The sequence below is a fragment of the Rothia sp. HMSC075F09 genome (genome assembly GCF_001810515.1).
Classification (GTDB): domain Bacteria; phylum Actinomycetota; class Actinomycetes; order Actinomycetales; family Micrococcaceae; genus Rothia.
This window is the reverse complement of record NZ_KV801792.1, coordinates 81768-93752: the sequence shown is the minus strand read 5'-3', so window position 1 is coordinate 93752 and position 11985 is coordinate 81768. Positions and strand designations below refer to the sequence as shown.

At 57.2% G+C, this 11985-nt stretch carries 10 protein-coding genes; 8 read left to right on the top strand and 2 right to left on the bottom strand.

Annotation, left to right across the window (positions count from 1 at the left end):
* Positions 1 to 10: 10 nt before the first annotated feature.
* The gene (xseA, locus tag HMPREF2749_RS05450; RefSeq protein ID WP_070593697.1) at positions 11 to 1312 is read right to left on the bottom strand and encodes an exodeoxyribonuclease VII large subunit; all 1302 of its coding nucleotides are present in this window, start codon (positions 1310 to 1312) and stop codon (positions 11 to 13) included.
* 155 nt (positions 1313 to 1467) lie between these two features.
* Between xseA and HMPREF2749_RS05445 the strand changes: the two genes are divergently transcribed.
* The 8 genes from HMPREF2749_RS05445 (at position 1468) to HMPREF2749_RS05400 (ending at position 11606) form a co-directional block, all read left to right on the top strand.
* On the top strand, positions 1468 to 2676 hold the full coding sequence (locus tag HMPREF2749_RS05445; protein ID WP_070593695.1) for a dehydrogenase: 1209 nt from the start codon (positions 1468 to 1470) through the stop codon (positions 2674 to 2676).
* A gap of 27 nt (positions 2677 to 2703) precedes the next feature.
* A complete protein-coding gene (locus HMPREF2749_RS05440; RefSeq protein WP_070593690.1) occupies positions 2704 to 3789 on the top strand; it encodes a 4-hydroxy-3-methylbut-2-enyl diphosphate reductase in 1086 nt (361 codons plus the stop codon).
* Positions 3790 to 4085: 296 nt separating this feature from the next.
* Positions 4086 to 5039: an ABC transporter ATP-binding protein gene (locus HMPREF2749_RS05435; RefSeq protein WP_070593688.1), complete on the top strand. Its 954-nt coding sequence runs from the start codon at positions 4086 to 4088 to the stop codon at positions 5037 to 5039.
* 69 nt (positions 5040 to 5108) lie between these two features.
* Positions 5109 to 5867: an ABC transporter permease gene (locus HMPREF2749_RS05430; protein WP_049356415.1), complete on the top strand. Its 759-nt coding sequence runs from the start codon at positions 5109 to 5111 to the stop codon at positions 5865 to 5867.
* A gap of 145 nt (positions 5868 to 6012) precedes the next feature.
* The gene (locus HMPREF2749_RS05425; protein WP_070593686.1) at positions 6013 to 7296 is read left to right on the top strand and encodes a sensor histidine kinase; all 1284 of its coding nucleotides are present in this window, start codon (positions 6013 to 6015) and stop codon (positions 7294 to 7296) included.
* A gap of 138 nt (positions 7297 to 7434) precedes the next feature.
* Positions 7435 to 8067, top strand: a complete 633-nt coding sequence (locus tag HMPREF2749_RS05420) for a response regulator transcription factor (protein ID WP_005508461.1) — start codon at positions 7435 to 7437, stop codon at positions 8065 to 8067.
* Positions 8068 to 8281: 214 nt separating this feature from the next.
* On the top strand, positions 8282 to 9367 hold the full coding sequence (gene ychF / locus HMPREF2749_RS05415) for a redox-regulated ATPase YchF (protein ID WP_070593684.1): 1086 nt from the start codon (positions 8282 to 8284) through the stop codon (positions 9365 to 9367).
* Between the two features lie 148 nt (positions 9368 to 9515).
* Complete coding sequence (locus tag HMPREF2749_RS05400) at positions 9516 to 11606, top strand: AAA family ATPase (protein WP_083301089.1); 2091 nt, start codon at positions 9516 to 9518, stop codon at positions 11604 to 11606.
* Between the two features lie 109 nt (positions 11607 to 11715).
* Here the strand turns inward: HMPREF2749_RS05400 and HMPREF2749_RS05395 are convergent, their stop codons facing one another.
* A complete protein-coding gene (locus HMPREF2749_RS05395; RefSeq protein WP_070593676.1) occupies positions 11716 to 11928 on the bottom strand; it encodes a TOBE domain-containing protein in 213 nt (70 codons plus the stop codon).
* Positions 11929 to 11985 lie beyond the last annotated feature (57 nt).

The window sequence follows — 11985 nt, the reverse complement described above, 5'->3', positions numbered from 1 at the left end:
TTATCGAGGTTTAGGAGATGTTCGAGGGGTCCGTAGAAGTCACGGCCGCCTGCGCCGAACCGGTCGCCGCGCGCACCGTAATCTGCTCGCCCTCGCTCAGCGCCGAAGCGTCGCGCACAATAGCGCCCGCGGCATCCTGAACGATGGAGTAGCCGCGGTTGAGCGTCTGCGCGGGCGAGAGCGAACGCACCCGCGCCAACGTATGCGACAGAGTCGCCGACTCACGCTCCAGGCGGTGCTGCACCGAACGGTGAGTGCGCTCGCGTAGCTGGCTCAGCTCCTCCACACGCATGAGCAGGGAGGACTCCGGATGGGTGAGCACCGGGCGGCTCCGCAGCTGCGCAATGTAGTTCATCTGCATGCCCACGTAGCCGAGTACCGCACGGTCCAGGCGGGCGCGGGCCTCGGTGATGCGGGCGGTTTCCTCCGAAATATCGGGCACAATGCGCTTACCCGCATCGGTGGGGGTGGAAGCGCGCAGGTCGGCGACCGCATCGAGGATGGGGGAGTCCGCTTCGTGGCCGATTGCCGAGACCACCGGAGTGGTGGCCGCCGCGACGGCACGGATGAGCACCTCCTCGGAGAAAGGCAGCAGGTCTTCGAAGGAGCCGCCGCCTCGGGCGATGACGATGACGTCCACCTCCGGGTGGGCGTCCAGTTCGGCGAGAGCTGCAATGACCTCAGCTGCCGCGCCCTCACCCTGAACGCGGGTATTGCGCACCTCGAAGACCACGCCGGGCCAGCGCAGGGAGGCGTTGCGGATGACGTCCTTCTCCGCGTCAGAATCGCGACCGGTAATCAGACCCACACGATTCGGCAGCATGGGTAGCGGCTTCTTCCGGGCGTCAGAGAACAGCCCCTCGGCGGCGAGAGCTTCACGTAGACGCTGCAGCTGCTCGTGCAGGTTACCGGTGCCGACCGCGTACACTTCCTTGCCGATGAGGGAGAGCTTGCCGTTCTTCCACAGGCTCGGCTTGGCGCGGGTGACGATGCGAGCGCCTACGGTCACATCAGCCGCCAGACCGCTACCGGCACGCCCGAAGAGCGCGAGGGTGAAGGAGAAGTCTTCGTTGAGGTCTTTGAGCTCCATGAAGACGTTGCCGCCGCGGCCGTTGAGGGAGGCGACCTGCGCCTCCACCCAGAGCTCGGGAACCTTGTCTACGTAGTTTTTGAGGTTCTGCGCGAGCAGGGCGAGGGGCCAGGGGTTGGTGGCGGTGGTTTCCTGAGACTTCCCGGGAAGCTGCCGCTCGTGCACGGGTGGCACCACCAGTGCGGGTGCCGGTTGCGCTGCGGAGGGGTTGTAGAAGTTCATGCCTTCTATTGTCCCTGATTGGTCGGTTATGCGCCTGCGCACAGGTCAGCCTGGCGACTCGGGTAGCTTGCACGCAGTGCAGGCAGAACTTAGCTTCTGGCGCATTCTGCGGGTCTGAATCGGCTTTGAACACTGTGAGCGGGTACCCTAGGCTCATGCGCTCACCCGATCAGTCAGCACATCAGAACAACGCCCTCAACACCGCCGCGGCTTCGTCAGCGGCGGGTACTGGCGCGCAAAACTACCCGGCGGACGCGACCCGAGTCGTCGACACCCGGATTACCCGCACGGACGGTTACTACACAGCGGATGAAGACACCACCCTGCTACAGCCTACGCGCACGCTCGGCCACACCGCAGCCCCCACCAAGGCTGAACTGCAGGCTGCCCCGGAGCCTCCCTTCGCGGCAGGTTTGCGGAGGTTCCTGACCGTTGTGCTGTGCGCCCTTGCCCTGGTGACCGGACTGGGTGCAACCGCGGGCGCCTGGGTGAACTCAAAGCTCATGTCAGAGCGTGGTTTCTCGCAGATTTCCTCCACCCTGGCGGAAGATTCGCAGCTCGCCTCACGCATCGCGGACGGCGCGGTCGAAGACCTCATGAACTCCGAAGCTATGACAACCTTCCTCGACGGCACCAAACAAAGCGGCTTATACTCCATTCTTGTAAAGCCGACACAAGACGGCATACGTTCCCTGCTCAACCGTTCCGCGGCTGAGCTGTCAAAAACTGAAGAATATCGAAGCCTCTGGAAGGAAATAGCCGAGGAAACTCGCCGCTACAACCTCGAACACCAGGACGGTCCCGCCGTCATTGTGCTCACCCCCTTCTACCGTGCGCTGGATGCGAAGGTCGGCTCTATCGGCTCCTTCGACCCGGACCTGACGAAGCTCGGCCCTGAAACCCTCAACATTGACCGGGTAAAGGACGGCAACAACCAGCAAGAGCAGCAGGAGTGGTTCCTGCACGCCGGCATTAACCGTGCCGCCGCGCTGGGCAAATCCACCGTGCCGCTGACCGTCATCTCGGTGCTGAGCCTGCTGCTGGCTACGTTGCTGGCACCCAGGCACCGCATCCTGGTGCCGGTGGTCACGGCTCTGCTCTACGCCCTGCTGGGCTGGGGCGCCGCAGCCTGGTTTGGCGGCCAAAGCCCTGAAACCCTGGGAATTACCAGCCACAGCACCGCCGGAACGGCGCTGATTACCGGGGCATGGAACCAGCTTGCACCGTCACTGACCGGGCACTTGCAGGCGGCGGCAAGCTACGGGCTGGTCATGGCGATCCTCGCCCTGCTGCTCGGTATTCTGATTCGCCTTATCGCACTGGGACGTAGCCCTGCGAGCGGTGCCACAGTCATCACACACTAAAAGTCCGAACAACGTAGGATAGTAACCATGTCCACTGAAACTATTACCCTGGGCCTGCCGCCCATACCCCGCGAGCGCCGCAGCCGCGCCGACGTTGAAGCCGCCGCACCCGTCACCGGTGAAAAGAAAGTCCTGCTCGCCACCCCGCGCGGTTACTGCGCAGGCGTTGACCGTGCCGTGATCGCTGTTGAGAAGGCGCTGGAGCACTACGGTGCGCCCGTCTACGTGCGCAAGCAGATTGTGCACAACCGCCACGTGGTGGAGACCCTGGAAAAGCAGGGCGCTATCTTCGTTGATGAAGTGGACGAAGTTCCCGAAGGTTCCGTGACCGTGTTCTCGGCGCACGGAGTGTCCCCGGCGGTGGTTTCCGCAGCCGGCGACCGCTCCCTGAACACTATTGACGCGACCTGCCCGCTGGTGAACAAGGTGCACCGCGAGGCTGTGCGCTTCGCCAAGCAGGACTACGACATCCTGCTCATCGGCCACACCGGCCACGAAGAGGTCGAGGGTACCGCCGGTGAGGCGCCCGAGCACATCCAGATTGTGAACTCGCCCGACGAGGTGGACCAGGTGACCGTCCGCAACCCGGAGAAGGTCGTCTGGATTTCTCAGACCACCCTGTCCGTGGATGAGACCCTGGAAACCGTGGCGCGTCTGCGTGAGCGTTTCCCGTCCCTGCAGGATCCGCCCTCTGACGATATCTGCTATGCAACCTCCAACCGCCAGGGCGCTATCAAGGAGATCGCTCCGCGCGCAGACCTGGTGATTGTGGTGGGTTCGGCGAACTCCTCGAACTCCGTGCGATTGAAGGAAGTAGCACTCGAATACGGCGCTAAGCGTGCCGAGCGTGTGGACTTCGCACACCAGGTGGACGAGTCCTGGTTCGAGGGCGTGGCAACCGTGGGCCTGACCTCCGGCGCGTCCGTACCCGAGGTGCTGGTTCAGGAGGTGCTGGCTCTGCTCGCCGAGTACGGCTACAGCACCATCGAAGAGGTCGAGACCGCGAAGGAAGATATTCTCTTCTCCCTGCCGAAGGAACTGCGTTCCGCTCTGAAGAACGACGAGAACGTAGGCCGCCAGCTCGGTGGCCGCGGCGCTAAGCCCACTCGCTAAGCCTTTTAGCTGATGACCCCGTGTCCTTTTCCCCGTGTGGGGAGAAGACACGGGGTTTTTCGTGCTTGAGGATGCATGGGTAGGGATGGCGGTACGCGCCGGTTTCCGCTCGCGGGGGAGTGCCCCCTCTGCGGCGCTGGGGCGCCTTGAGGACGGAGCCCCCGCTTCGCGCGACCGCCTCCGCCGCAGTAACTGCCTCATAAAAATAGCCGCTGTGCGAACTCATGACATTTGTCATGTGCAGGTCATGACACTCTGTACCGCAGCGGCGCGAAAACCGGCGGTGTAATAGAAACATGAACACCGCAGCACTTCAGAACAGCAAGCACAACACCGCAGAAACCGTTATTTCTGCCCGCTCCCTCCGCCAGGTTTTCACCACCCGTGCGGCAGGCACCGTGGTCGCCGTCGACTCGATTGACCTGACCGTCAAACGTGGCGAAATCATCGCCCTGCTCGGCCCCAATGGCGCAGGTAAGACCACCCTCATCGACATGATTCTTGGTCTGACCCAGCCCAGCGGCGGTGAGTTGAGCGTCTTCGGTCGCAACGCCTCCGAGGCTGCACGCGCCGGTCTGCTCGGTGCGGTTCAGCAGACCGGTGGCCTGCTCAAGGATCTGACGATCCGCGCCACGGTCGAGATGATTGCGGCGCTGTACCCCAAGCCCATTGACGTGGATGAGGTACTCGCCGGTGCCGACCTGACCGATATTGCTAAGCGTAAGGTCGGCAAGTGCTCGGGCGGTCAGCAGCAGCGTCTGCGTTACGCCCTGGCGACCATGCACTCGCCGGAACTGCTGATTCTGGACGAGCCGACCGCCGGCATGGACGTGAATGCGCGCCGCACCTTCTGGGAGCGTATGGAAGCCATCGCAGAACGTGGAACGACCATTCTTTTTGCGACGCACTACCTGGAAGAAGCACAGAACTTCGCCCAGCGCATCGTGCTCATGGAATCCGGCTCCATCATTGCTGACGGCTCCTCCGATGAGATTCGCGCCCTGACCGGCCACCGCCACCTTTCCTTCCTCGCACCCGCGCCCATCACCGACCTGGATGTGCCGGTCGAGGTGACCGAAGAGTCCGGAGGGTACCGCCACCGCATCTCCGTGCTGGAGATTGAGCAGGTACTGCGCACTCTGCTGAATAACTACAGCATCAGCGACCTGGAGGTCACCAAGCCCTCCCTGGACGAGTCCTTCACCCTGCTGACCGAGCAGGCCGCCGCCTCCAAGGCATCCGACGCCTAAACATCAGACTGCCTAAACACCACATCATCTAAACGCTACACCGCCGCTACACACCTCAAGGAAAACATCATGCTCCGCTACGCACTCTACGACATCCGCGCTTCTATTCTCTCGACCGACCGTTTCTTCTTCGGCGTGGCACTGCCGATTGTCTTCTTCCTGCTCTTTGGCGCGATGCAGGACTACTCCTCCCAACAGATGGGCGACGGCAACGTAGCGGCCTACGTCATGATTGGCATGGCGCTGTACGGTGCTGTGCAGAACACCGTGGCGATTAGCGGCAGCACCGTCACCGAGCTCTCCAGCGGCTGGAACCGCCAGCTGGCGCTGACCCCGCTGACCACCGGCAAGTACCTGGGTGCGAAGGCTCTGACCGCCCTGGTGATTTCTGCGCTGCCGGTGATTGCGGTGAACATTGTGGGCATGTTTACCGGTGTTGAGATTCCTGTGAACCAGCAGCTTGCAGCCGGCGCGCTGACGGTGCTGTGCGGTCTGGTGTTCGCCTTCTACGGCATCATGATGGGTCTGCTGATTCGTAACGAGAACGCCGTGTCCATTGCGAACGGTCTGCTGGTGATTATGAGCTTCTTCGGTACCGTGTTCTCCCCGCTGAGCACCGACCTGCTGAAGTACGCCCGCTTCACCCCGCTGTACGGTGCTGCCGAGATTGCCCGCTACCCCTTCGCCGCAGGTCAGACCATTATTCTGGGTGGTGAGGACTGGTTCGTGACCGAGCCGCTCTGGTACGCCGTAGTGAGCCTGGTCGTGTGGGCGGCTATCTTCCTGGGTGTTTCTGCCCTGCTGATGCGCCGCGCAACTCGCCGCTAAACGCTTCTTCCCGCCGCAGCCTCGAACCTCCGAGGCTGCGGCGGAAGCCGTATCCACTCATACTGCATCTACTAACACAGCCCCTACTGACACCGCCGCACCGGTGGCATCTGCACCCGCGGCACCCGCACGTTAGGCTAGAACCATGACCGAAATCCACACCCACCCGCACAACACTGACCAGGCTCGCGCCGTGAACGAATACCCCCACGCAGAGAACGAGGCGGCACCCTCCGCCGCGAAGCGCACCCTGGGCAAGCACCGCTTCCGCTTCCTCTACCGTGAACGCCGTGGCAACGTGAACTGGCTGGCGCTGGGCTTTAGTGCCCCGTGGCTGGTGTTTCTGCTCATGCCGCTGGACAGCTTCCTCACCACCCCGGAGTTGGGGCCGGTGCGCTGGGCCGGTGTGGCGCTGGTGGCACTGTTTGCGGTGGTGAACTGCTCGGCGTACGCGGTGCCGTGGCTGGTGCCGGTCGCCTCCACGGTGCGTCGAAGCGTCATCTGGACGCTACTGATGGCGCTGCCTGTGGTTGGCCTGACGGCGCTGCGGTTGGAATCGGCGTATATGGTGTTCTTGTCGTTCAGCATGTACTTTGTGGCGTTCTGGATTTTTGGCACAATCGCCCCGTACCGCCTGCGCTTGGGTGTAGCGGCGACGATTGCCCTGGCCTGCTGGCTAATTTTTATGGCGAGCATCGGCTTTGATGTCACCGCGCGCGGTGGTATGGCCCTCTTTATTGGTGCACCGATGGTGGGCATGCTGGGCTTCTCCTACCTGATTGAGCTGGGCGAACGCGCGGACGTGGCGCGTGCCTCCCTGGCGCTCTCTGAGGAACGTGAAGAGATTGCCCGCGACGTGCACGACGTGCTCGGACACTCCCTGACCGTCATCACCCTCAAAGCTGAGCTGGCGCAGCGTCTGCTGGAGATTGACCCCGCCCGCGCCGGCGCGGAGATGGAGGCGATCGCGCAGCTGTCCCGCGCATCCCTGGCGGAGGTTCGCTCAACCGTGACGCGCCTGCGTGTGCCCGACTTCTCGGGTGAGATTGAGGGTGCGGGTCGTGCCCTGCAGACTGCCGGTATTCGCGCCGAACTGCCGGATGCTCAGAGCGCGCTCGCGGTGGCTGGCGTGAACGCGAAGCTGTTCTCTTGGGTGCTGCGTGAGGCGGTCACGAACATGGTGCGCCACTCGGGCGCGAACGCGGCGCGGGTGCGTCTGAGCGCAACCGGCCTGGATATCCTCGATAACGGCGTGGGTGCGGGCGATGCGCGCGGTAACGGCCTGACGGGCATGGCTCAGCGCGTGGCGGCGTCCGGCGGTAGCGTGGTGATTGAGCCGGCACCCGAGCAGTGGCTGGCTGAGAACCCTGGCGGTGGGGTGGGTACGCGCATCCGTGTGAGCATGGACGGTGACACCTCACTGCTGTAGGTAGGTTCTGCAGATTGTGGAACTTGTCGCCGCGCCCTGGACGGGGGAGCTACCCGCCCCTGTATGGTGGTGGTAGACAACCTCACGCGGTTGTTCCGCCCGCCGTTATCACCCCGTCTTCAGCCCTGGGAGGCTCCCATGATTCGTGTTCTGCTCGCTGACGATCAGCAGCTCATCCGTGAGGCTCTTGCCGCTCTGCTGGGTCTGGAGGTTGACCTGCAGATTGTGGGTCAGGTCGGTAGTGGTGATGAGGTGTTGGGTGCTGTCGCCCTGCTGAAGCCGGACGTGGTGCTGTTGGATGTGCAGATGCCCGGTACTTTGCTGGCTGATGGTATTGAGGCGGCTGCGGCGCTGCGTGATGCGGGTGCGGTGAGTGAGTCGGGTGAGCCGGTGCGCACGCTGATTGTGACGACGTTTGGCCGCCCGGGTTATGTGCGCCGTGCGCTGGAAGCTGGTGCGAGTGGTTTCGTGGTGAAGGATACGGGCGCTCGTCAGTTGGCGGAGGCGATTCGTCGTGTGCATGCGGGGTTGCGTGTGGTGGATCCGTCGTTGGCGGCGGATTCTTTGGTGACGGGTGCTTCTCCGTTGACGGAGCGTGAGGCGCAGGTGCTGCGTGAGGCGGCGTCGGGTGGTACGGCTCAGCAGATTGCGTCGGCGTTGTTTTTGTCGGCGGGTACGGTGCGTAATTATTTGTCGGCGGCGATGGCGAAGACGGGTGCGTCGACTCGTCAGGATGCGGTGCGTATCGCCACGGAGAACGGCTGGCTCTAGCCCCCTGCTCTCATCAACACGGGCGGCTCCTGCCCGAACACGGTAGAATGGTAGTGTCTATGCCCGCAGGCGCCCCGCACCCGTTTCTTCCCGAGACCGGCGGTGCCGCGCTTGGAAGCGGGCACCATTTTCGCCCTGTGCCCGCCCGCACCCGCCGCATCACGTACGCGGCGCATCCTGAACGTATGGCGGCACATGATTCGAAGGAAAACTTGTGGCTCTAACTATCGGCATTGTTGGCCTGCCTAACGTGGGCAAGTCCACCCTGTTCAACGCTCTGACCGGCAACACTGTGCTGGCGGCTAACTACCCGTTCGCGACCATTGACCCGAACGTGGGCGTGGTGAACCTGCCGGATGCGCGTCTGAACCGTCTGGCTGAGATTTTTGGTTCGGAGCGTATTCTGCCTGCGACTGTTTCGTTCGTTGATATTGCGGGTATTGTGAAGGGCGCTTCTGAGGGTGAGGGCCTGGGTAACAAGTTCCTCGCGAACATTCGTGAGGCGCACGCTATCGCCCAGGTGGTGCGTGCGTTTGATGACCCGGACGTCATTCACGTGGACGGCAAGGTTGACCCCGCCTCCGACATGGAGACCATTAACACTGAGCTAATTCTGGCTGACCTGCAGACTCTGGAGAACGCTATTCCGCGTCTGGAGAAGGCTGTGAAGATTAAGAAGGGTGACGCCGCTCAGCTGGAGACCTACAAGGCTGCGCAGAAGATCCTGGAGGATGGTGACACCATCATTTCTCGTGCGAAGGACGCGAAGCTGGAGCTGACCCATTTGAAGGAGCTGAACCTGCTGACTGCTAAGCCGTTCATTTACGTGTTCAACGCGGATGAGGGCATTCTGGCATCTGAGGAGAAGCAGCAGGAGCTGCGTGACATGGTGGCGCCGGCTGAGGCTGTGTTCTTGGATGCGAAGCTGGAGGCTGATCTGGTGGAGCTGTCTGAGGAGGAGGCTCGCGAGATGCTGGAGATGAACGGTCAGGATGAGTCCGGCCTGGACCAGCTGGCTCGTGTGGGCTTCTCGACTCTGGGTTTGCAGACTTATCTGACTGCTGGCCCGAAGGAGGCTCGCGCCTGGACTATTTATAAGGGTGATACTGCGCCGCAGGCTGCTGGTGTGATTCACTCTGATTTTGAGCGTGGCTTCATTAAGGCTGAGGTTGTGTCGTTCAAGGACCTGGATGAGGCTGGCTCCATGGCGGAGGCGAAGGCTCGCGGTAAGGTCCGTATGGAGGGCAAGGACTACATCATGCAGGACGGCGACGTAGTCGAGTTCCGCTTCAACGTCTAAGCTTAGAATAATTAAATAAATTAATATCTGAGTAACAGTGAAGTTATAAGATCCCCTTGAGACAGTTGTATCTTTGATGAACTGATGCTCAAGGGGATTTTATTATATCTATTCAATTGAGGAAATCTATTGGTTCTAGGAGGAACAAATGGTTGATGCAACAAAAGTATCATCAATAAAGATTAAAACAAATCATACAGGTGAAAAAAAATATTTAATATTTGATGTTGTTAATAATACAGAAACTCAATGTGCAATTATTTTTGGCAAAAATGGTTCGGGCAAATCAACGCTTGCTCGGGCTCTTAGCGTTGACACTAAATCCACTAAATTCTTTGGTGTTGATAAAAATTATCTGGGAAGTGATTGTTCAAATGTTCACGTATTTAATGAGTCTTATGTTATTAAAAATTTCCGCATTTCTAAAAATTTAAGCCTTGAGCCGGTGATTTTATTAGGTGATCATAGTGAGCGGGTGGATGAAATCGATAAGCTTCGAAAGAAGATTGAACTTTGCGAAGAGGAAATTTCTTCTTTAAAGGAAGATATTTTAAATAGGGTATTTAATAAAAATTTTTCTGTACAAAACGATATGGTTTGTGATTTTACGGTAGGTGACTATGTAAATTCTTGCATAGAGAACGAGTTGGAGAATTGCAAGAACTTTAATGAGTTTGATCCTGATGATCCAGACGGGTATATGAATGTTTTTGAGGGAAATAGATATAATCATAAGTCATATCTTAGATGGGTTGCGCAGGAATATTTTAGTGTGTGGGGTGCTGTGGAAGAAGAAAGAGGTGAAATAGATAGAATAGAAGAAATAAATAAAATAGAAGAAATAGATGAATATGTGGAATATCTAGAGGGGATAGAGTCGGAGATGATATCTTGCAATCAAGAGCTTAATCGCCTTCTGGATGCTGTTTATTCTGCTAGTGGTAACTATGAAGCCATTGGAAATGTGGAATTGCTCCAGGTTAAACGATGGGAGACTGCTAGGCTGATATCATGCTTTATTTATAGTAAATATCCAGATTTACATAATGAATCTCAGTATAGAATTACCACCGAAAAAGAGTGTCAGGAATTTCAGATTTTAAATCAAAAAAAATTATCTCTAGAGATGCAATATAAGAATGAGCATGAGGGTCTGATTATTGACCAAAAGAAGGAATCTATAGATTCTGTTATTCAATATATGAACCGGTGGTTGTCCCTTGTCTTCGGTAAGAAAGGTATATACCTGGAGGCTGACCATGATTTTGGGTATAAGATAATAGGTGATGATGGAGAAATTCCTCCTAGTCGTCTCTCTATAGGAGAGCAGAATATTCTATCTTTGTGCTATTTTTTTGCAAGTTTATGCGAAGATGAAAATTTTGATAGATTATTTACGAAAAATCAAATTGTTATTCTTGATGATCCTGTCTCAAGTTTTGATGATAGTAATAAATATGGCGTGACAGCTCTTCTTGGTTATTTGTGTCAATCCGTATTGGATAAAGCGTCAAAAACAAAACTGATTATTATGACGCATGATTTATCTTTTGCACTCAACATGAGTAAAATGATAAAAGCTATTGATGATAGTAAATTGTCCTGCTGGGAGCTGCAAAAAGATTCTTCAGATGTGCTTATAAAATCAAAATTTGAAGATATTGACAGGTATGCTGACATACTTAGAATCATGTATGATTTTGCGGTGTCGAGTCAAAAGAACGCGGTGGTTCCTGCACCGAATGATGTTCGACGTGTATGGGAGGCTTTTTTATCGTTTGAGCTGGGGGAGACTTCTATTGCTGAAATGGGGGCTATGAAAAAGCTGAGTGAGTCCTTCTCGAATGATAAACAAATTGAGAGATTTATTAAAATATTCATTCCTCAGCTTTTTATAAATAGTGACTCGCATTCAAAGAGTCAAATTATGAATGGAAATATGTATCTTACGCCTACTCTGGTTGGTAAACCGTATGAAGATTTTGTGAAAAATATTGTATGCTGTATGCATATTATTGCTCCGCGACATATAGCATGGCGCATGAAGAAATATAAAGGGGAGGGGAAGAGTATCCTTAAATTAGTTAAAGAGTTGGATAATCTGCTTAAAGATGTTCTGGACAGTCCTAAAATAGTTACTGCTATGGATTCTTTGGGAGAAATTGAACGGTTGCATCGGATGCGCCACCGTGGAGGCCGCGTTCCCCTGGAGATTCGTCGGCAGGCTGCTAAGCGATAAAAGCATAAAAGCGGGGCCCCGCACTGTACACACAGTGCGGGGCTCCGCCCTATTAACCCTCGCGCGCCACAACAGACAGCCGCCCGGGTTTAAGCCTTATCGACCGGGATTAGTGGTCAGCACCAACCATAACGTTGGACGCCTTGATGACTGCGTAAGCGGTCTCGCCAACCTTCAGGCCCAGTTCCTTAACGGACTCGTTGGTGATGGACGCAGAGATAACAACCTCGGGAGCAATCTCAATCTTAACGATGCCGTTGGTTGCACCCTCGGTGATCTCAACAACCTTGCCAGCGAACTGGTTACGTGCAGAAAGCTTCATGAAGCCGTGCCTTTCACTCAATAAACGTACAAATGCTCTAGATACTTTACACGCCTT